General features: G+C 61.1%; 14 protein-coding genes. 5 read left to right on the top strand and 9 right to left on the bottom strand.

What is annotated here, in order from left to right; translation table 11 throughout:
• The first annotated feature begins 58 nt into the window (after positions 1–58).
• Together AC6CIA_RS01570 and AC6CIA_RS01565 are read left to right on the top strand one after the other, a co-directional pair.
• On the top strand, positions 59–379 hold the full coding sequence (locus tag AC6CIA_RS01570) for a hypothetical protein (RefSeq protein WP_339532438.1): 321 nt from the start codon (positions 59–61) through the stop codon (positions 377–379).
• 38 nt (positions 380–417) lie between these two features.
• A complete protein-coding gene (locus tag AC6CIA_RS01565; protein WP_498310323.1) occupies positions 418–1,578 on the top strand; it encodes a PQQ-dependent sugar dehydrogenase in 1,161 nt (386 codons plus the stop codon).
• Positions 1,579–2,094: 516 nt separating this feature from the next.
• Here AC6CIA_RS01565 and AC6CIA_RS01560 read toward each other — a convergent pair.
• Entirely contained in the window at positions 2,095–2,574 is a 480-nt protein-coding gene (locus tag AC6CIA_RS01560) for a nuclear transport factor 2 family protein (protein WP_498310322.1), read from the bottom strand.
• Positions 2,575–2,628: 54 nt separating this feature from the next.
• A complete protein-coding gene (locus AC6CIA_RS01555; RefSeq protein WP_498310321.1) occupies positions 2,629–3,192 on the bottom strand; it encodes a TetR/AcrR family transcriptional regulator in 564 nt (187 codons plus the stop codon).
• Positions 3,193–3,316: 124 nt separating this feature from the next.
• Here AC6CIA_RS01555 and pssA point away from each other — a divergent pair, with 124 nt between their 5' ends.
• Positions 3,317–4,660, top strand: coding sequence for a CDP-diacylglycerol--serine O-phosphatidyltransferase (gene pssA, locus AC6CIA_RS01550; RefSeq protein ID WP_498310320.1), 1,344 nt, complete (start codon positions 3,317–3,319; stop codon positions 4,658–4,660).
• Between the two features lie 3 nt (positions 4,661–4,663).
• Here the strand turns inward: pssA and AC6CIA_RS01545 are convergent, their stop codons facing one another.
• From AC6CIA_RS01545 to efeU, 5 genes are all read right to left on the bottom strand, one after another.
• On the bottom strand, positions 4,664–5,872 hold the full coding sequence (locus AC6CIA_RS01545; RefSeq protein WP_498310319.1) for an MFS transporter: 1,209 nt from the start codon (positions 5,870–5,872) through the stop codon (positions 4,664–4,666).
• Between the two features lie 157 nt (positions 5,873–6,029).
• Positions 6,030–6,848 (bottom strand): iron uptake system protein EfeO, encoded by an 819-nt coding sequence (efeO, locus tag AC6CIA_RS01540; protein WP_498310318.1) that lies wholly within the window; start codon positions 6,846–6,848, stop codon positions 6,030–6,032.
• A gap of 23 nt (positions 6,849–6,871) precedes the next feature.
• The gene (gene efeB, locus AC6CIA_RS01535; RefSeq protein ID WP_498310317.1) at positions 6,872–8,176 is read right to left on the bottom strand and encodes an iron uptake transporter deferrochelatase/peroxidase subunit; all 1,305 of its coding nucleotides are present in this window, start codon (positions 8,174–8,176) and stop codon (positions 6,872–6,874) included.
• A gap of 14 nt (positions 8,177–8,190) precedes the next feature.
• Complete coding sequence (gene efeO, locus AC6CIA_RS01530; RefSeq protein ID WP_498310316.1) at positions 8,191–9,393, bottom strand: iron uptake system protein EfeO; 1,203 nt, start codon at positions 9,391–9,393, stop codon at positions 8,191–8,193.
• A gap of 10 nt (positions 9,394–9,403) precedes the next feature.
• Positions 9,404–10,252 (bottom strand): iron uptake transporter permease EfeU, encoded by an 849-nt coding sequence (gene efeU / locus AC6CIA_RS01525; RefSeq protein ID WP_498310315.1) that lies wholly within the window; start codon positions 10,250–10,252, stop codon positions 9,404–9,406.
• A gap of 238 nt (positions 10,253–10,490) precedes the next feature.
• Between efeU and AC6CIA_RS01520 the strand changes: the two genes are divergently transcribed.
• Positions 10,491–11,507, top strand: a complete 1,017-nt coding sequence (locus AC6CIA_RS01520) for an AraC family transcriptional regulator (protein WP_498310314.1) — start codon at positions 10,491–10,493, stop codon at positions 11,505–11,507.
• A gap of 96 nt (positions 11,508–11,603) precedes the next feature.
• Positions 11,604–16,019, top strand: a complete 4,416-nt coding sequence (locus AC6CIA_RS01515; RefSeq protein WP_498310313.1) for a hypothetical protein — start codon at positions 11,604–11,606, stop codon at positions 16,017–16,019.
• Positions 16,020–16,309: 290 nt separating this feature from the next.
• Here the strand turns inward: AC6CIA_RS01515 and AC6CIA_RS01510 are convergent, their stop codons facing one another.
• Together AC6CIA_RS01510 and AC6CIA_RS01505 are read right to left on the bottom strand one after the other, a co-directional pair.
• On the bottom strand, positions 16,310–17,725 hold the full coding sequence (locus AC6CIA_RS01510; protein WP_498310312.1) for an efflux transporter outer membrane subunit: 1,416 nt from the start codon (positions 17,723–17,725) through the stop codon (positions 16,310–16,312).
• Entirely contained in the window at positions 17,722–20,901 is a 3,180-nt protein-coding gene (locus tag AC6CIA_RS01505) for an efflux RND transporter permease subunit (protein WP_498310311.1), read from the bottom strand. The genes AC6CIA_RS01510 and AC6CIA_RS01505 overlap by 4 nt, the downstream gene beginning before the upstream one ends.
• Position 20,902: the final 1 nt, after the last annotated feature.

The raw sequence follows: 20,902 nt of genomic DNA, 5'->3' as shown, positions 1-20,902 counted from the left end.
ACGCAGGGCGTAGCGTGCTATCGAAAGCAGGTCATCCTCGTATCCGAGAGGTTTTGTGATGAAGGTTCCTATGCGTAACCTTGCTGCGTTGACGTTCGGCCTGATGCTGAGTGCAATCACTCAGGCCCAAAACGCGCCCGGCAATAACAACCCGTACAACAGTCCGATTCACCGGGCCAATCCCAACAGCATGCAGGGTACACAGCCCACTACGCCGACTTTGCGCGGCGGCACCTATACCGCGCCCGTTCCACGGCCGCCAACCTTGGAAAACGGCGGCATTGGCAATCGTTATCCGCAGCGTGATACAGCGCCTGCGCGGCCATCCACCCAGCCTTCGCCTCCCACACGCGACGCGAATGGCAATCGCCAGCCTTGAAGGCTGTAGCCGTTGAAAAACACAAGGAGCTCCACGGTATGTTTTTACGCAAAACTCTATTGGCGACCTTCTGCGCTGGCGCCTTGCTACCCCTCGCACCTGCGGTGTCCGCCGCCGACACTCAGCAGTTTCCCAGCGAGCAGGGCAAGGTGACGGTGACGCCAGTTGCCGAAGGTTTGGAAAACCCTTGGGCGGTGGCATTTTTGCCGGATAACCAGGGTTTCCTGGTCACAGAACGGCCAGGCAATCTGCGGTTCGTCAGCCCGGATGGCAAGCTTTCCGCGCCGCTGAACGGAGTACCGCAAGTCTGGGCCAAGGGGCAGGGTGGTTTGCTGGATGTGGTGCTCTCGCCGGACTTCAAAGAGGACCGGATGGTTTATCTGTCCTACGCCGAAGGCGGCGGCAAAGGCGGCACTGCCGGTACCGCCGTGGGGCGTGGTCGATTGACTGAAGACTTGAGTGGCCTGAAGGATTTTCAAGTCATCCTGCGTCAGGAACCGAAGCTGTCCACCGGCAATCATTTTGGTTCGCGGTTGGTGTTTGACCGCGACGGCTATCTGTTTGTGACCCTGGGGGAAAACAACGATCGCCCGACAGCCCAGGACCTGGACAAGTTGCAAGGCAAAGTCGTACGCATTTTCGCGGATGGCCGGGTGCCGGACGATAACCCCTTTGTAGGCCAGGAAGGCGCCAGGCCCGAGATCTGGTCCTACGGCCAGCGTAACCCTCAGGGCGCTGCGCTGAACCCGTGGACGGGCACTTTGTGGGAAAACGAACACGGCCCTCGCGGCGGTGACGAAATCAATATCATTGAGCGCGGGAAAAACTACGGCTGGCCGCTAGCGACCCATGGCATCAATTATTCCCTGCTACCGATTCCCGAAGCCGAGGGTAAGACCGTCAAGGGCACGGTAGGGCCGCATCATGTGTGGGAGAAGTCGCCGGCTATCAGCGGCATGGCGTTCTATGACGCCGACCGTTTCAAGCCCTGGCAGCACAATGTCTTTATCGGCGCCTTGGCCAGCCAAGAGTTGATTCGCCTGCAGTTCGAGGGCGACAAGGTGGTGCACGAGGAGCGTTTGCTGGCTGGACTGAAGGCGCGGATTCGCGATGTGCGGCAGGGACCGGATGGTTATTTGTATGTGCTGACGGATGAGGAGAATGGGGTGTTGTATCGGGTTGGATTGAAACAGGATTGAAGGTGTTTCAGTCGCTGACATGCAGCGGACTGAAGAGCTTTTTTGATCTGCAGTGGATGGTTTTTTTGTGTTTGGCTTGAGAGCCGCCCCTCACCCTAACCCTCCCGAAACGTCGGACCGCCCCAAAGGGGCGAGGGGACTGAGCGCAGGATATTGGCGGTTTACGGCGACCTGAAAGAGCAGCTTTGAATCCATAATCACTACGGTTTTCAAGTCGCCCATTTTCTCAGCACACTTCGCTCAGTCCCTTCTCCCCAGAGGGACGAGAGGACTGAGCGCAGGATATTGGCGGTTTACGGCGACCTGAAAGAGCAGCTTTGATTCCATAATCACTACGGGTTTTCAAGTCGCCCATTTTCTCAGCACACTTCGCTCAGTTCCCTCTCCCCTCTGGGGAGAGGGTTAGGGTGAGGGGCGGTTCTCAAGGCTGCCAATTATCTTGCCGCCCACGCAACATTCCCAACCCCCCGATGGCATCCCCTCAGACCGCCTGAACATCTGGGCGCCAAGCAATCATTACAACCCCAACTCGGACAGCCCCGGATGATCGTCCGGGCGCCGACCCAGGGGCCAGTGGAACTTCCGATCGCTGGCCTTGATCGGCATATCGTTGATGCAAGCATGTCGGTTGGACATCAAGCCATTCTCATCGAACTCCCAGTTTTCATTGCCATAGGAGCGGAACCAGTTGCCCGAATCGTCATGCCATTCGTAGGCGTAACGCACGGCAATGCGATTGCCAGTGAAGGCCCACAGCTCCTTGATCAAGCGATAATCCAGCTCCTTGGCCCATTTGCGGGTAAGAAAAGCCCTGGCTTCATCGCGGTTGCGGGCAAATTCAGTACGGTTGCGCCACGTCGTGTCGAGTGTGTAAGCCAGGGACACGCGTTGCGGGTCCCTGGAGTTCCAGCCGTCTTCGGCCAGACGAATCTTTTCAATCGCCGACTCTTGAGTGAACGGTGGAAAGGGCGGGCGAACTTCAGCATCGGATGACATGGCACGGCTCCTGAACGTTAAGGGGTGAACCTGGGTTATCACAATCAACAGCGTTTAAAGCGCCAATAAAGCCCGCGCCATGGTTTGCGCAGTCTCAGCGGCGGTTGAATCTCCCATGACGAGGGCAACGGTAATGGCGCCATCGATCAGGATCAGCAGTTGCGCGGCCTGTTGTTGCGCAGCGACACAGCCATGCGCGTTACACAACTCAAGCACGTACTCGAACAATTTCTGCTTGTGAGCCTTGGCCAGCAAACGCACCGGGTCTTGCGGGTCACCGGTTTCGCCACTGGTGTTGATGAACGCGCAGCCGCGAAAATCCTCGGAGTCAAACCAGGTCTTGAGCGCGCTGAACAGTCCGAGCAGGCGTTCACCGCTGCTCTCGTTGCGTTCGACTTCGCTGCGTAGCCACTGCAGCCAGCGCGCATCGCGGCGCTGAAGGGCGGCGATGACCAACTCGTCCTTGTTGGCAAAGTAGCGATAAATACTTTTTCGGGAGACCCCGGCAGTTTTCACCAGCAGGTCCACGCCGGTAGCAGCAATGCCACTTTTATAGATCAACTTTTCGGTAACATCCAAAATGATATCGCGGGTTTCATTGCTGTTGATTTCGTTCATGACTTGAAAGTAGAACGATCATTCTTCTTGGTCAAGTGATTATTTTGAGCGGCCAACGGGAAGACCTGTGTCCGCCTATGGTGTAAGCTCGTGGGCTCTTCGGATTCGACCCATTGCGAGCCCTATGCCGTCGTTATTCAAACGTTCCCTGTTGCCCAAGCTGCGCGGTTTTCCTCTTGCCCCCGAGGCGATCGAGGTGCTCTGCGGAGCCGCCGAGTTTCGCCGCTGCCTGCTGGAAAAAATTGCCCACGCCACCCGGCGCATTTACATCGTCGCGTTGTATTTGCAACACGACGAGGCCGGCCAGGAGATATTCGATGCCCTGCACGCGGCCAAGGCCGCTCGTCCCGAACTGGATGTGGTGGTGGTGGTTGACTGGTTGCGCGCTCAGCGCGGCCTGATCGGCGCCGGGAAACAGCCGGGAAACAGCGCCTGGTATCAGGCCATGACCCACAGCCACGCCAGCAGTGTGCCGGTGTACGGTGTGCCGGTGCAGACCCGCGAATTGTTTGGCGTGTTGCACCTCAAGGGATTCGTGATCGATGACAGCGTGCTGTACAGCGGCGCCAGTCTGAACAATGTGTATCTGCACAAGTTCGACAAGTACCGTTTCGACCGCTATCACCTGATTCACAACAAACCGCTGGCCGACTCCATGCAGCATTTGGTGGAGCATGGGCTGGTCGCCTCGAAGGCCGTTCACCGCCTGGACCTGCCGAATCCGCCCAGCACGCGCAGCTTGCGCAATGACATCGGTGATCTGCGCAGCCGTCTCAAACATGCGGCGTATGACACCAGCAGCGGTCAGTTGCCCAATGGCGGGTTATCGGTCAGCCCGTTGCTCGGGGTTGGCAAAAACAATTCGTTGAGTCGGGTGATCTGTGAACTGATCGCCAGCGCCCAGCACCAGTTGACCATCTGCACACCGTATTTCAACCTGCCGTTGGCCGTCACCCGGGAAATCAATCGTGCCCTGGCACGTGGAGTGAAGATTGACATCGTCGTCGGTGACAAGACCGCCAACGATTTCTACATTCCGCCCAGCGAGCCGTTCAAGGTGATCGCTGCGCTGCCGTACCTCTACGAGATCAGCCTGCGCCGTTTTGCCAAGCGGCATCAGCGGATGATCGACAGCGCTCGACTGAACCTGCACCTGTGGCGCGACGGGGATAACACCTTCCATCTCAAGGGCATGTGGATTGACCAGCGCTATACCTTGCTCACCGGCAACAATCTCAACCCGCGGGCATTTCGCCTGGACCTGGAGAATGCCTTGCTGATTGACGATCCCAAGGGCGAATGGCTGGAGCCGCGGGGCGCCGAGCTTGTGGAGATTTTCCGCCACGCCACGCGTATCGAAGGTTACCAGCAACTGCAGACGCTGGTGGATTACCCGGCCGCCGTCGGCAAATTTCTGCGTCGGGTCAGCCGAGTGCGGATCGAGCGCTTGTTGTATCGGATCCTCTAGGGCTCAGCGCGGTTGCCGTGGCGCGGGCCAGCAGGCGACGAGTAACAGCAGGGCCGCGGCCACCAGGTACGGCAGACGCGGTTCGACGGCATAGATCAGGGTCCCGACGAGGGGCCCGATGACCACCCCGAAACCCTGGGCAGCGCCTACCGAACCCGCTGTCGCGCCTTGTTCAGAGGCTTCTACGGCATTGGCCGCAAGTGCTGCGAAGGACGGGAAGATCCAGCCCATCCCGGCTGCCGAGACAAAAAAGCACAGCCACAGGATCCAGGCCGTGTCGGCGAACATGCTGCCGGCAAACCCCAGGCCCGAAACGATGGCGCCGACACGAATCATCCGCAGTGGCGACCATTCCAGTTTGCGCACCAGCAGTTGCGAGCAGATCAAGGCCAGGCCGACCATGGTCAGGGCGATCCCGGCTGTTTGCGCGGCATCGGCCGGATTCATTTTCAGACGGTCCAGGGCGAAGAAGCCCACGGTGATCTGGGCAATCGACACACACAGCATTGCGACGAACGCCACCACCAGCGGACGCCGCAAGCGTGGGTCCGTGAGGTTCACCGCCTTGGGCGGCTGTTTGAGGTGCAGTTCCTGGCGTGGCAGTTGCTTCAGCAGCACCAGGAAGCCCGCCATCGGCAGCAGCGCCATTGCATAAAACGGCAGGCTCAGGCTGTACCGGGCCAGCAACGCGGCAATCGCCGGACCCACCACCAGCCCGCAAGCGTTGGCAGCACCCAGGGAGGCCATGGCCTTGGCGCGATGGCCGGGTTCGATATTGTCGGCAATCAGCGCATACCCACCCACCGGGATGGACGCGTAGAACACCCCGATCAAGCCGCGCCCCAGCACCAGTCCGATAAACGCCAGCGTGGCCGAGGGCAGCAGCTTCAGCGAGGCATCGATAAACACGCAAAGAGCCCAGTAGGCCAAGGTGAACCCGCCTGTGCCGAGCAACAATACCCGGCGCCGACCAAGACGGTCGCTGGCCTGGCCCCAAGGTCGCGCCAGGAGCATCCAGATCACCCCCGACACCGTTACCGCCGCGCCCGCCTGCCAGGTCGCCAGCCCGAGGACCCGGGCGATCGGACCGATCAGTGAGACGAACGCCATCATCGCCATGGTGCAGGCCATGTTGGCGATGAGCAGCGGACGCAAGTTGAACGAGGCCGGGGCGTTCAATGCAGCTTCGACGCCAGCGGTCGAATTGGACATGGGCAATCTTCCGAGGGTGAGTATCGCTTGAACGGTATAGATAAGACGACTAAACCGATAGCGAGATTAGCCGCAATGATGAGGATGTACAGCCGATCGATAGGCCATCGCGGACGAAAGTCGCCCGCGATTGTTGATCGGATTGAGTCCGCTTGGATCAGTTCAAGCCGAGCTTGCCGCGTAGGGTCGACAGGTCTTCGGCCAGGGTGTTGACCGGGCCGATCAGCGCCTTGCGGTGGTTTTCCTTGACCTTGTCGTAGGTTTCAAAGCCGCCGTCGGTGGTTCTGTACTGGGCCAGGATGTTGTTTACGGTGGCGAAGTTCTTGTCGACCTTGGCCAGAAATACCTTGTCCTGTTGCTCGATCTGTCCCCGGAACAGGTCGACGATTTTTTTCGCACCGTCGATATTGCCCTGGAAGTCGTAGAGGTCGGTGTGGCTATAACGATCTTCCTCACCGGAGATCTTGGTGGCGGCCACTTCTTCCAACAACGCGGCGGCACCGCCGACGACCTTCTCCGGTGGGAAGGTCAGCTCGGCGACACGCTTTTGCAGGTCCTTGACGTCTTTGTTCAGACCGTCGGCCAGGGCATCCAGGCCTTGGGTGGTGTGCTCGGCGAACAGGCTGTATTCGAGGCGGTGGAAGCCGGTGAAGTCCTCGGCCTTGACGCCTTTTTCGTGATCATCGACACGTGAATCAATCGACGCATCAAGGTCGCTGAACAGCTCGGCGATCGGCTCGATCGTTTCATAGTGGACGCGGGTCGGTGCATACAGCTTTTTGGCGGTGGCCAGATCGCCCTGTTTCACCGCTTGGGTGAAAGCCTGGGTCTGCGTGACCAGTTCGTCGATCTGGTCGGTGACGTAGAGCTTGTAGTCCGAGACCGGGCCGACCAGATCCAGGGGCGCCGGCGTGGCAAAGGCCGCCTGCGCGGCCAGGGCCAGCAGCAACGATAACGCGAGAGGTGTTTTTTGCATGGGACGGCTTCCGTTGTGGTGTGTCAGGTCTTGGCGGTGGTTGGCGCTTGCGTGGCAGCCAGCAGCGTGCGGCCGACAAAATCCTGCGGCCCGGTGACGCCCGGCAAGGTGAAGAAATACCCGCCGCCTACCGGTTTGAGGTATTCCTCCAAAGGTTCGCCGTTGAGTCGCGTTTGCACACTGATGAAGCCTTTCTCCAGGTCAGCCTGGTAACAAATGAACAACAGCCCCATGTCCAGCTGCCCGTTTTTGTTGACGCCGTTGGAGTAATTGAACGGCCGACGCAGGATCAGATTGGCCTGCGTCTGCGGGGTGCGCGGGTTGGCCAGGCGGATATGCGCATCGAGCTTGGTCAACTTGCCTTGCGGGTCCTTGCTGTAGTCGGGAACCTGGGTTTCCTGTTGACCGTCCATGGGCGCGCCACTGGCCTTGATCCGGCCGATGATGCTTTCCTGTTCCTGCAGGGGCGTACGGTCCCAGCGCTCGACGAAATTGCGGATGATCCGCACCGCCTGGTAGCTGCCATTGGCCGCCCAGGCGGGTTCGTCGCTGGCGGGCTGCACCCACACGATCTGCTCCATGGTTCGATTGTCATTGGAGTCCGGGTTGGCCGAGCCATCGCGAAACCCGAGAAAGTTGCGTGCGCTCTGGGCGGGCGTGCCGGGGCGGGCAGGGGCCTGGGGCGGCACGCTGCCTTCCTGCTTCCAGCGCACCAGCAGCAGGTCCGGCAGGTTCTTCACGATGTCGCGCAGGGCGTGGATATTGGTGTCCGGGGTATTCGCGCAGAATTGCAGGCTCAAGTCGCCATGGCACTGCGCCGGCTCCAGGGCGTCGTTGGGAAAGCCGACCATGCGGCTCAGGCGCTTGGGCTTGGCGCTGGCCAGGCCGAAACGCTCATCGAACAGCGAATCGCCGACCGAAACGGTGATGGTCAGATTGTCCGGCGTCACCACCGGGCCAAGAATGCCCGAGTCGGTCGGCGGCAGTTTCGGGTCCACCTGCGGCACGGCACCGCCGGTCATCAGAAAGCCGATGCGCGCGTTCAAGGTGCGGAACAGCCGCTCCAGGCCTTCACGGTCGCTGGCCAACACATCGAAGGCCACCAGCATGCCGCAGGCCGGGCGCGGCGTGACGATGCCGCTTTGGTGCTTGCCATGGAATGCATGATGGTCGCGGGTCTTATCGCTGCTCGGCGCGGTCGTGACCTGGGCGGCAGTTTCAGCCATCGCCGGACAACTCAAGCTGCTGCCGGCTAGCGCGGCGCCGGTGGCAGCCATTCCCAGCAGGACACGGCGTCGCTGGCGGTTAAATTGTGCTGAATCAGTCATTTGTCTAGTCGTCTTCACTTCAGGCCGGAAAGGCCAAGGGCGGGGTCGATTCCATCGAGTGCAACGGCCAGGGCCTTGGCCTTGTCGGCGATCTGCTTGCGCTGATCAGTGGTAACGCTGTCATAGGCGCTGTAGTGGTTATCGGTCTTCAAGGCGTTGAGTTGGGCATCGAATCTGTCCATGGCGCTGTCGATCCTGGGTAACAGATCGGCCGCCGACTTGCTCAGCAGTGGACGCATCAGGTCAACCACCTTGCGCGTCACTTCCAGGTTGGCGGCAAAGCCATTCAGGTCGATGTGGCTGTAGCGCTCTTCCTCGCCGCTGGCGGCGCGCACGTCCGCGAGGTGTTTGAGGTTACGCACCAGGATGCTCACCAGTTGCTCCGGCGGCAGTGACTGGGCCAACAGCTGCTGCTTGAGAAGGGTGACATCGGCGAGCAGGCGCTGGGCCATGGGCGTGAGGTTGTCGAGGCTGCGTTGCTCGAACAGGCTGTATTCGAGGCGATGGAAGCCGGTGAAGGCCGGGTCCTGCTCACGCTTTTCAAAGTAATCGGCGCGGGCGTTGATTGCATTGTCCAATGGCGCCAGGCGTTGGGCGGCCGGGGCGAGACGCTGGTAGGCTTCGCGCGCGGGCAGGTAAAGCGCTTGGGCCTGATTCAGGTCGCCGGCGGCAATCGCCTGTTCAAGCGCGGTGACGGCCTGGATCAACGCACTGCCTTGACGACTCAGGTAGACGCGGAACTCGGACAATGGGCCGATAAAGGCGACCATCGAAGGCTTGGCTTTCGCCTGGGCCTCGGATTCGGCCGTGGGGGTCACCTGCAAGGTGCCGCGCGGGTTGCTCAACAAGCCGCAGGTGATGGCGTAGTTGCCGGGCAGCAGGTTAGCGTTGATCACTTGACTCAGGCCTGGCGCGATGTTTTCGCGTTCTTCGACCACCAGCACGCCATCGAGGATTTCCCATTCCACTGCCCGATCCGAACGGTTGATGATGCGGAAGCTGGCCCGGCCCGCCGGTACCGTCAGGGCATTGGGCTCGCAGCGGTGGGCGTGGATGGTCACCGCGATCTCATTGTGGTTGACCTGACGCGTGGCGGCGGCCCGTTGTGAGGCGTAGTAGAACAGGCCCGCGGCGGCGATCATCACGACCGCCGAGCCGGCCACTGCCCAGCGCAGAGCGCGAGGAGGCGAGGACGGTTGAGGAGATTGAGTGGACAAGAGGCGTTCCTTACGGATTGGCAACGGAAGAAGAGCGGCGGGGCGCGGAGGTCGCGCAAGCCGCTGGAAGAAAGAACATCCCCAGGGCGATCACCAGGTAGATCAGATAGGCGCCCAGGGTGCTGACCGTCGGCGCATCCTGATAACCGAACATTCCCGCCAGTACTGAACCCAGCGGTCCATCCATGGGCAGCGTGGTGCTGAAATCGAACAACACGGTTTGCCAGTGGTTCCAGACTCCTGCTTCGTGCAGGGCCTGTACCGAATTGGCGAGGATGCCGGCCGCCACCACGAGAATGAACAGGCCGGTCCAGCGAAAGAACGCACCGAGGTTCAGGCGCATGCTGCCGCTATAGATCAGGAAACCGACGATGATCGCCAGGATCAACCCGAGCAGGGCACCGATGGGCGCACCCAGGCCTTCGCTCTGTTGGAATACCGCGAGCAGGAAGAACACGGTTTCCAGGCCTTCCCGAGCCACGGCGAAAAACACCATGGCGATCAGCGCGATGACCTGATGCCTGGAGCCGGTCAGCGCATGATCGAGGGATTCGTGCAAAGAATGTGTGATCGACCGCGCCACCTTGCGCATCCAGAACACCATGGAGCTGAGAATGCCCACGGCCACCAGGCCGACGATGCCTTCGAACAGCTCTTGCTGTTTTTGCGGGAATTCGGCGCTGACAAGTTCCAGGCCGCCACCCACCAGCAGCGCCAGCGCGGCGGCGAGAAACACCCCGATCCAGACCGCCGGCATCCACTGGCCGCGGCCGGTCTGTTGCAGGTAACTGGCAATGATGCCAACGATCAGCGCCGCTTCAATCCCTTCGCGCAGCATGATCAGAAATGGAACGAGCATTCGACACCGCAGCTAATTAGATAGGGTGCTAAGTTGTAACATAATGATACTTATTCCTAAATGACATTTATTGGCGTTTGCTGAACGGCGGCTGAACGGGAATCCATCTCCATCCGCAGCGTATTCGCCAAGAAACCCGTACACCGCAGCGGGCCGCGTTATCGTTGGCTTCCTTCGCAAGCAGGCTCGCTCCTACAATGGTCGACTTACACATGACAAAAAAATTGAGCCTTCGCCCATGTCGGAAAAAGACACCATCTCCATTCACCTGGTACGTGAAGCCCTGTTGCAGAGCTGCGCGCCGGGGGCGGCGACCCGGGAAGCGTTGAGCAAAGTGGGTATTGCCCCGGCGTTGCTGGAACAACCGACGGCAAGGGTTCCGGCCATGGCTTATGCGCGGCTGTGGCGCTTGCTGGCACGACGCAGTGATGATGAGTTCTTCGGCATGGACCCGCGCAGGCTCAAGTCCGGCAGCCTGGCATTTCTCTGCCGCGCCTCGATGGCCCAGCCGACCCTGGCGGCGGCCCTTGAAACCGGACTGGCGTTTCTATCGTTGATGCTGGAACACCTGCCGGCCCAGCTGGTGCGCCAGCAAAGCCTGGCGGAAATTGTACTGCTGGAACCGGAAACCGAGCCCCGGCGCGCATTTACTTACTTTTGCTACTGGATGATCGTTCATGGCGTCGCTTGCTGGCTGGCAGGCCGACGCATCCCGATCCTGGCGATTGAGTTGCGTTGCGCGCAACCGGCGTTCTGTGATGACTATCAGGTGATGTTTTCCGACAACCTGCGCTTTGATCGGCCACGCACTCGGATGATTTTCTCCGCCGATTGCCTTGATCTGCCGATCAAGCGCAGCCCGGAAGAACTCAAGCGCTTCCTGGCGCATGCGCCGGCCAATATCCTGGTCAAATACCGCGACCCCGACAGCTTGGCCGCCCGTATCAAGAAAGACTTGCGCCAGATGCCCGCCGACACCTGGCCGGAAACCGAGAGCCTGGCTAACCGCTTGTGCATGTCCGCTTCCACCTTGCGCCGTCGCCTGGCCGAGGAGGGGCAGACTTATCAGGGACTCAAGGACAGCGTGCGCAAGGAGCTGGCGATTGTCTGGCTGGCCGAGGCCGAGATCAGCTTTGCCGATATCGCCAGCCGGTTGGGGTTTGCCGATGTGAGCTCGTTCTATAAGGCGTTTCGCAAATGGTCGGGCTCCAATCCTGGCCATTACCGCAGCCTGATTCTTAACGACGTCAGTTAACGACAAAGTCGGCTGTTGCACCGGAAACATCCTATAGGTGGCGATGATGTAATCCATAAGCTGGAGGCACTTTTTCCGAGATAAAGAGTGCCGAACATGCCATTGAGTCGCCTTCACGCTGATTCCTTGAACGGGTATCGCCCCTCAGGCAATCTCGCGCCACGTCGCTTGAGCAACATCGGTGAAGAGGTGGTGGCCGTACGCAACAGCGCACAACAACTCGCCGGTCATGCTGAGCTGGAGCAACTGCGCCAAGACATCAAGCACACCTCGGACGCCCTGCAGCGGCATCAATTGCACGCCGATTATGAAGATGTACGCCAACATCCACTGAGCAACACGCAAAAGCTCAAGGACCTGTTGATGCGGGTCCGGATGGCCGGCTCCGGGCATCGGCCAGGGCATGTTCCCAACCGCTCCATGCAACAGGCATGGGCGGCCGAAGAACGGTTGGCGCAACTGAACCAGCGATACCTTCCACTGGCCAGGGCAGAAGCCTTGGCGCAGATGGGCGATCAATTGACGGCGGCGCAACAGGCGCTTGAAGCGCTTCCGGCGGCCCTCGCGGCGACACTCAAGCCTCAGGTCGAGCGCTTCAAGCAGCGCTATGACGCGGCAAAATTCGGCTTGGCGATCACCGTCGGCAGGGACTTTGCGCAAGATGCGGCGCCCTTGATGCCGCTGTTCAACCTGGGCACCTATCTGGGGATTGAGCAAGCAGGTCAGGGCATCCGCGACGCCGTGCAGGCGGCACAGGATCTTTACCGCGGGGAAACGGCCAGCCGCCCCAGCCGCTTATATGAAAACCAGTCGAAGATGTTCGCCGAGGACCAACAGCGGGCCAGGGCGGCCTGGGACGCACAGGTCGTCGACGCGCCAGCGCCAAGCGCGCCCACCACGGCGGGGCCCACCTGGCTTCAACAGTTCAGCGCCGATGCCCGGGAACTGCTGCGGCGCATCGACCGCGCGCTGAGCCTGCCGGGTGCCGAGGGCGTGGAGCTGGAGGAAGTGGTGGTGCTGTTGCAGGACATGGTCGGCCAGGGACGTCACGTCGAGTCTGTCGGTCTGCACGCGCTGGGCAATGAGGTATATCGCCCGACCACCGAAAGCATCGCGAACCCGGCGTTGACCGAGCAGTTGCAATCGATGGCCGGGGCGTTGCGCACATGGCTGGTGCTGACTGGCGCGTTGGCGGCGCAGCGGGTGGGCAATGCCGTTGAGCAACATCCGCTGCTGACTGTCGGCGCGCTTGCCGCGTACGGCGCCATCAGCACGGTCTACAGCAGTTGGTGCCTGCCCGCCGACGACGGCTTGATCGTTCCGTTTGCCAAACAGCCCGAGGTCCCAGCGCAATTGACCCGCGAGCAGTTGCAAGCGCGGGTGGAGAGCGCGCTGGACGCGCCATGGCCGGGGCATCCGCATGCGACGTTCTATGATGCCCTGGCGGTGCTGGTGGAAGACTCCACGCCCACGCCCACGCCCACGCCCACGCGGCTTCGGCGTGATGCCGAGCGCGAGACACCGTCGTCTGTCGAGGTGCAAAAAGTGCTCGTCAGGCTGCATGCGCCGAGTGCGGACGGTTGTTCGACGTTAGGCTCCGAGTTTCGCCGATACGCGCTGGTTCCGCTTTCTGTCGCGGATGAGCTACTCGCGGAGCAATTGGTCAAGGCGCTGGCCGCACGTGTACGCGCCGAGGAGCAAACTGCCGAGCGCCTGGCGGCGAATCTGGCGGCCCATACCGAGGCGCAGGTCGAGCCGTTGCTCAGCGAGTGGCTGAGTGCCTACAAACCGATCCTGCAACCCAGCCTGTTTATCGAGCAGCATATCGTGCAAGGCATCCAGGCTTTTCAGAACGCCACCGGCAGCGCCAAGCACTGCAGCCCGGACACCCCGATCCGAGTCGGATACCGCGAAATACTACCTGCCAACCCTAACCTGCAGATTCGGGCGCCGCAGATCCGGTATCAGACTTTCGCCCTGCGAGAGGTCGTCACGGGCACCTTCTGGCATGACATTCGCGCCAAACGCGGCCCGCTGGACGTGCGTTACACAGCGGTTTCCTACGAGCATCAGTCGTTGATCGACGCGCTGAGGACGCAGGACTTGGCTGGCGAACTGGAGAAAAGCCTGGCTGAGTACCAGGCCGACCCGCGTAACAAACAGCGCATGAGCCAGTTGTATCAAGGCCAGATCCAGCAACGTTGCCTCGAATACCTGAGCCGCCATCCTGCGGATTCGACGTTCTACGGCAGCGTTTCCGATTTCCTGCTTGGCAAACAGCAGGCCACCGAGGTGACATTTCACGGCGTCAGGCTCAACGGAGTGGTACTGATCCCGCAAGAGCAGGGCGGCCTGCTGTTCAGCGTCGACGACCAGCAGTACTTTCATATCGAGACCAAAAACGAAGTGTATGTGCACTACGGCCAGAGGAAATGGCAACCGGTGCCGGTGTACCCCGACAGCCCGGCGTTTCGTCAATGGGTCATGCAAAAGCTGCCGGTCTTCGAGCAGTTCAAGTACGCCGCTGACGCCAACGCCTTTACCGTGAAAAAGGAGGCATACCACAAACAGGCGCATCTGGGCATTCCCGAGAGCGGCGGCAAGCTTTCCTTCCTGCCGCTGGCTTTTGAGCCGCGTGAAGATATGCGTGACCTCAGCGAGCAGCTGTTCGACGGGCTCATGCAGCGCCTGAAGTCCGACATCGACAAGCTGGTGTTTACCGACGGCGAACGCCGCAGCCTGGATTTGCTCGACGTCTGCAAGGCGATCTTGCAACTCTATGCCACGGTCGGGGCCGTGGGCATGGGCGGCACGGGCGGGGTAGTGCTGGGCGGCGTGTTGGGCGCCGCGGGGATGGGCGTCAGCCATGCCCAGGCGGCCATTTCCGATCGTCCTGACGAGGCTGCGCGCTACCAGCAGGAAGCCTCCGACTACACCAAGCAGGTGGTGCTCTCGGCTTTTCTGCTGGCGGCGGGCCCGGCGTCCAGATCTGTCGCTCTGGTCCGCAATGGATATCGCACGGTTGCCCATATCAAGCCGCTTTTGCTGCGCTATCACTGGCTCAAATACCAGGCGGGCCAGACGGCGGCGAAAATCTCTACGCAACTGCGCTGGGCGCAGCTCAACGATGCCGGTAAAACCCAGCAGTTGACCAAAGTGTTGGCCGGCACCGCGGAGGCACGCGCGCTGGCCGGGTTGGTTGACGAGCGCACGCTCAATCAGGCGATTCGCAACAACCTGCTGCTCGATGGTCTGGGGCAGCCCAAGACGCGCTTCTCCTGGGGCCGATTTGCCTTTGAGCGGTTCAACGGCCAGCGACGCCTGGCCTCCGATCTGCGCCGGCTCAGAGCGGTCAACAGGCAGGTAGAGACGTTGTTCAAAACCCCACCTGTGGTGCCACGGCAAGTGATGTCCGGCAACCCCGCAGCGGCAGCGGCCGAATGGATAGTCGGCCGCAGCACCAGTAATACCCTGACGTGCGCGCAGGTTGAGCGAGTGTTGCGGCAGTTTCGCCATGCCGACATCAATGATCCCAAGGTGATCGATGCGGTGCATGCCGCCCTGTATCAAGCCCCGGCCGGACAACTGCCGCGGTTCTTCCGTTCCAGCAGCGACCCGGTACACATGGGCTCGGATGTGGCGCGCGCGGGATTCCAGAAAATCATTCGCGGTTCGGCGCAGTCGGCGAATGCTGATCGTCTGTTTGCCACGATCAACCGTTATCACCCGTATGGCGATGGCAATGGGCGCACCGCGCGTACGCTGTACGCCTTGGCGCGGTTGCGCGAGGACGGCACGGCATTCAAGGCGTTGACTGCCGAGGGGGAGAAGTTACTGCTGGGTTTGCAGCACCCCGCAACACCGGGTGTCGCCCCGCTAATCAACGCCACCGGCGGGCGCACCCAACGCTCGAGAATCGCGGTGTTGAGAAGCAGTGATCTGCCCAAGCACAAAATCCCCACACCCAGGTTGCGGACCGAGCCGGTGAGGGTGATCGAGGCGCATCCATCCTACCGCTTGCCCGCCGAGATGCAGGACTACCTGGCGCTCCTGCAACGTGATCGAGCGATCGCGGCCGCCATCGCTGCACCGGCGGGGAAATGCGCATCGCTGATGGAGCCCGTGGCCCGGTTCATGAAAGCGCAAGGGATGACTGATATCAAATACCGCGGTATGTTCATGTTCAACAACATGGCCGAGGAAAAGTGGCTCAATCATTTTGTGGTCGTCGGGTCCAAGCAAGGCAAACCCTATGTGTTCGATCTGACGGCGACCCAGTTCGCCAACAAAGGCATGCCCGCGCTCGACAAACCGTTGATCTTGCCGGAGGCCGCGTGGGCCGATCTCTACCGCTCGGCCACCACCCGCAAACTGATCAAATACAAGGACTTTTCCAGCAGCCAGAGAGCGGAGCAGGTGTTCAACCCGCAGCCTCCGGTGCAAAGCCCGACGACCTTTATCGAGGACGCAAACATTCTCCACGCGCCCAGCTGGTACACCCAATTGGGCTAAAAAAAGCCCCCGTTCAATCAGATTGACCGGGGGCTTTCTGTTGCAGCGGTGATGGGCGACACAACAGCCCATGTGGGGGGACGGGCTTGTGTGGGAGCGGGCTTGCTCGCGATGACGATGTGTCAGTCGACATCAGTGCTGAATGCACTACCGCTATCGCGAGCAAGCCCGCTCCCACAGGGGGGGGCTACTCTGCTGCAGGTTGGCGCAGACAAAAAAAGCCCCGTGACCGAATGGACCACGGGGCTAAAGATTGGCTGGATGCGACCAACCAAAGGAGCTCTTTTACCTCACTTGCTGCTGGCGACCACCGTATCCGGCTGCCAGCCACCACCCAGCGCCTTGTAGATCGCGACGATGCCGCGATACAGATCGACTTCGGCCTGGGCCTGGGTGTCTTCGGCGGCCAGGCGTTCGCGCTGGGCGTCCAGCAGTACCAGGAAATCCACGGTGCCTTCGCGGTAGCGAATCTGCGCCAGGTCGGCAGCGGCGCGACTCGACTCGCTCTGGCGAATCAGCGAGATCAAGCGCTGTTGACGTTTGCTGTAGTCGCTGAAAGCGTTTTCCGACTCTTCCAGCGCCAGCAACACTTGCTGCTCGTACGTTGCCAATGCGCCATCGGCTTCGGCATCCGCGCCGCGCAGGCGTGCCCGCACGCTGCCCAGGTCGAAGGCGGCCCAGGTAATGCTCGGGCCCAGCGCCCAGGCACTGGCGGCGGATGAACCGATCTGCGAACCGCGTCCGGCGGTGAAACCGAGGAAGCCGCTGAGGCTGACCCGAGGAAACAGGTCGGCCTTGGCCACACCGATGCGCGCGGTGGCGGCGGCCAGTTTGCGTTCGGCGCTGAGGATGTCCGGGCGTCGTTGCAGCAATTGTCCCGGATCCCCAATCGGCAACGCCTTGGCAATCGCCGGCAGGCTGGCCGGGCTCAGGTCCACGCTCAGCTTGTCCGGGCGCTGGCCGAGGAGGGTGGCGATGCGGTTGCGCTCGCGCACTTGCTCGGCTTGCAACTGCGGCACACTCGCCTCGACCGCGGCGAGGCGTGCGTCGGCGCGCACCACGTCGAGCTGATCACCGACACCGGCATCGCGCAGGCTTTCGGTAATGGTGCGCGAGTCCTGCTGGTTTTTCAGGTTGGCCAGGGCGATTTTTTCCCGCAGTTGCGCGCCCCGCAGTTGGCCGTAGGCATCTACCAATTCGGCAATCATCGTGACTTGCAATTGATAGAGGTCGGCTTCGGCGGCCTGCTGGTCGGCGTCGCTGGCTTCAAGGTTGCGCTGGATACGCCCGAACAGGTCCAGCTCCCAGGCCATGTCCAGGCCCAGGTCGTAGCGTTCGCTGTTGACCCGGCGGGAGGTCTGGCCGGGGATTTGTCCCTTGGCCAGGTCACTGCTGGCGCGGCTGGTAATGGTCGGCATGGCGTCATTGCTGGCGTCATCACGAATCGCTCGCGCGGCCCGCAGCCGAGCAAAGGCGACCCGTAAGTCCCGGTTGCCTTGCAGCGACTGAGTCACCAACTGGTTGAGCGTCGGGTCCTCGAACTGCTGCCACCAGATGCCTTCAAATGTTGCGTGGTCGTACTGTTTGGTGTCGGCGGCGGCCGTAATATTGGCCGCCTCCGGGGTTTTGGCCTGGTAGTCCGGGCCCACGGCACAAGCGCTCAGCGCCAGTACCAGCAGGCTCGGGAGAAAGACTTTCACACTCATTGCTGTGTCTCCAGCTTCAAGGCCTTGGCCGCTTTGCGCGCTTCGCCGCGCTCGACATAACGACGGATCAGTACGTAGAACACGGGTGTCAGCAGCAGCCCGAAGAAGGTCACCCCGATCATCCCGGAGAACACTGCCACGCCCATCGCATGCCGCATCTCGGCACCGGCGCCGCTGGAGAAGACCAAAGGCACGACACCCATGATGAACGCGAACGAGGTCATCAGGATCGGCCGCAGACGCAGGCGGCAGGCTTCCAGCACCGCTGCCAGCGGATCGAGGCCTTCCTGTTGTTTATCCTTGGCAAACTCGACGATCAGGATCGCGTTCTTACAGGCAAGCCCCACCAGCACGATCAAGCCGATCTGGGTGAAGATGTTGTTGTCGCCACCGGACAGAATCACCCCGGTGATCGCCGACAGCAAGGTCATCGGTACGATCAGGATCACCGCCAGCGGCAGGCTCCAGCTTTCGTATTGGGCGGCCAGTACCAGGAACGCCAGCAGTACACAGAGCGGGAACACGAACAGCGCGGTATTGCCCGAGAGGATCTGCTGATAGGTCAGGTCGGTCCACTCGTAGGTCATGCCGTTGGGCAGTTCCTCTTTCAACAGTTTTTCAATCGCTGCCTCGGCCTGGCCGGAGCTGTAGCCCGGTGCCGCGTTGCCGTTGATTTCCGCGGTGATAAAGCCGTTGTAGTGCATCACGCGATCCGGCCCCGAGGTATCGCTGACCTTGATGAAGGTCGCCAACGGGATCATCTCGCCTTTGTTGTTGCGCACTTTCAATTGGCCGATCTGGTCTTCGTCGAGACGGAACTGCTGCTCGGCCTGCACGTTGACCTGATAGGTGCGACCGAAACGGTTGAAGTCGTTGGCATACAACGAGCCCAGGTAGATTTGCAGCGTGTCGAAAATGTCGCTGATTGCCACGCCGTGGGTCTTGGCCTTGTCGCGGTCGATGGCGGCATCAACCTGCGGCACATTGACCGTGTAGCTGGTGAACAGACCAAACAGCTCTGGCACGTCATGGCTCTTGGCGATGACGTTCTGCACTTCTTTGTACAGCTCCTCGTAGCCCAGGTTGCCACGGTCTTCGACTTGCAGGCGGAACCCGCCGATGGTGCCCAGGCCTTGTACCGGCGGCGGCGGGAAGATCGCCATGTAGGCTTCCTGGATGTCGGCGTACTTGCCGTTCAAGGCACCGGCAATTGCACCTGCGGACAGGCTCGGATCTTTGCGCTCATCGAACGGTTTCAAGGTCACGAAGACGATGCCGCTGTTGGGGCTGTTGGTAAAACCATTGATCGACAGGCCGGGGAAGGCCACGGCACTGTCCACGCCTGGCTGTTTCAGGGCGATGTCGGACATGCGTTTGATCACGTCTTCGGTGCGGTCCAGGCTGGCGGCGTCCGGCAGTTGGGCAAAGGCCACCAGGTATTGCTTGTCCTGGGCCGGGACGAAACCGGTCGGGGTATGGGCAAAACCGAACCAGGTCAGCACCATCAGGCCGGCGTACAGGAACAACGCAATCCCGCTGCCGCGAATCACCCGCCGCACGGTACTGACGTAGCCACCACTGGCGCGTTCGAAGAAACGGTTGAACGGACGGAACAACCAGGCGCCGAACAGCTTGTCGAGCACCTTGGAAAAACGATCCTTCGGCGCGTCATGGCTGCGCAGCAGCACGGCGGCCAGGGCTGGCGACAAGGTCAGCGAGTTGAAGGCCGAGATCACCGTGGAAATCGCAATGGTCAAGGCGAACTGTTTGTAGAATTGCCCGGTCAGGCCGCTGATAAACGCCGCCGGGATAAACACCGCACACAGCACCAGCGCCGTGGCGATGATCGGGCCGGTCACTTCGCTCATGGCCTTTTCGGTGGCCGGGAACGGTTCCAGGCCCAGCTCGATATTACGCTCGACGTTTTCCACCACCACGATGGCGTCGTCCACCACGATACCGATGGCCAGTACCAGGCCGAACAGCGACAACGCGTTCAGCGAGAACCCGAACAAGTGCATCACTGCGAAGGTGCCGATCAACGATACCGGGACCGCCACCAACGGAATGATCGAGGCGCGCCAGGTCTGCAGGAACAGGATCACCACCAGTACCACCAGGATCAACGCTTCGAACAGCGTATGCACCACGGCCTCGATGGAGCCACGGACAAAGATCGTCGGGTCATAGACGATGCTGAAGTCCATGCCTTCGGGGAAGCTTTTCTTCAACTCGGCCATCTTGTCGCGGACCTCGTTGGAGATCTCGATGGCATTGGAGCCAGGCCGCTGGAAAATCGGAATGGCCACCGCCGGCTGGTTATTCAGCAACGAACGCAGGGCGTACTGACTGGAACCCAGTTCGACCCGCGCGATGTCTTTGAGGCGGGTGATTTCACCGTTATCGCCAGCGCGAATAATGATGTTCTCGAACTCTTCCTCGGTGACCAGGCGGCCTTGGGTGTTGACCGACAACTGGAAGCTGGTGGCACTCGGCGCGGGCGGCGCGCCCAGGGCACCGGCAGCCACCTGGCGGTTTTGCTCACGGATCGCGGTGACCACGTCGGTGGCGGTCAGGTTGCGTGAAGCGGTCTTGTTCGGGTCCAGCCAGACCCGCAGCGAGTAATCGCCCATGCCGAACAATTGCACATCCCCGACGCCGCCCAAGCGCGCCAACTCATCCTTGATGTTGAGGATGGCGTAGTTGGACAGGTAAAGCATGTCGTAGCGCTGATCCGGCGAGGTCAAGTGCACCACCATGGTCAAGTCCGGAGAGGCCTTGTCCACGGTGATGCCGATCCGGGTCACTTCTTCCGGCAGCTTGGGCTGGGTACGCGTCACGCGGTTCTGCACCTGGACCTGCGCGTTATCCAGGTCGGTACCCAGGGCGAAGGTGATGGTCAGGGTGATCTTGCCGTCGGCCGTCGACTGCGAGGACATGTAGAGCATGTTCTCGACGCCGGTGATCGCTTGTTCCAGTGGCGCGGCCACGGTCTCGCCGATGACCTTCGGGTTGGCGCCGGGGAAGTTGGCGCGTACCACCACGGTCGGCGGCACGACTTCCGGGTATTCACTGATCGGCAACTGGAACAGTGAAATCGCGCCGGCGATCAGGATCAACAGCGAAAGCACCGCTGCGAAGATCGGCCGGGAAATGAAGAACTTGGAAAAATTCATC

Source organism: Pseudomonas sp. GQ91, from assembly GCF_059758795.1.
Note: the sequence above shows the minus strand (reverse complement) of the source record. Positions and strands in the feature narration are given on the sequence as shown.

Coding starts and splice junctions, on each gene's coding strand:
- AC6CIA_RS01520 (WP_498310314.1), top strand. CDS start 10,491: ATGTCGGAAAAAGACACCATCTCCATTCACCTGGTACGTGAAGCCCTG.
- AC6CIA_RS01515 (WP_498310313.1), top strand. CDS start 11,604: ATGCCATTGAGTCGCCTTCACGCTGATTCCTTGAACGGGTATCGCCCC.
- AC6CIA_RS01505 (WP_498310311.1), bottom strand. CDS start 20,901: ATGAATTTTTCCAAGTTCTTCATTTCCCGGCCGATCTTCGCAGCGGTG.
- AC6CIA_RS01570 (WP_339532438.1), top strand. CDS start 59: ATGAAGGTTCCTATGCGTAACCTTGCTGCGTTGACGTTCGGCCTGATG.
- efeU (WP_498310315.1), bottom strand. CDS start 10,252: ATGCTCGTTCCATTTCTGATCATGCTGCGCGAAGGGATTGAAGCGGCG.
- efeB (WP_498310317.1), bottom strand. CDS start 8,176: ATGACTGATTCAGCACAATTTAACCGCCAGCGACGCCGTGTCCTGCTG.
- AC6CIA_RS01565 (WP_498310323.1), top strand. CDS start 418: ATGTTTTTACGCAAAACTCTATTGGCGACCTTCTGCGCTGGCGCCTTG.
- AC6CIA_RS01555 (WP_498310321.1), bottom strand. CDS start 3,192: ATGAACGAAATCAACAGCAATGAAACCCGCGATATCATTTTGGATGTT.
- AC6CIA_RS01545 (WP_498310319.1), bottom strand. CDS start 5,872: ATGTCCAATTCGACCGCTGGCGTCGAAGCTGCATTGAACGCCCCGGCC.
- AC6CIA_RS01510 (WP_498310312.1), bottom strand. CDS start 17,725: ATGAGTGTGAAAGTCTTTCTCCCGAGCCTGCTGGTACTGGCGCTGAGC.
- pssA (WP_498310320.1), top strand. CDS start 3,317: ATGCCGTCGTTATTCAAACGTTCCCTGTTGCCCAAGCTGCGCGGTTTT.
- efeO (WP_498310318.1), bottom strand. CDS start 6,848: ATGCAAAAAACACCTCTCGCGTTATCGTTGCTGCTGGCCCTGGCCGCG.
- AC6CIA_RS01560 (WP_498310322.1), bottom strand. CDS start 2,574: ATGTCATCCGATGCTGAAGTTCGCCCGCCCTTTCCACCGTTCACTCAA.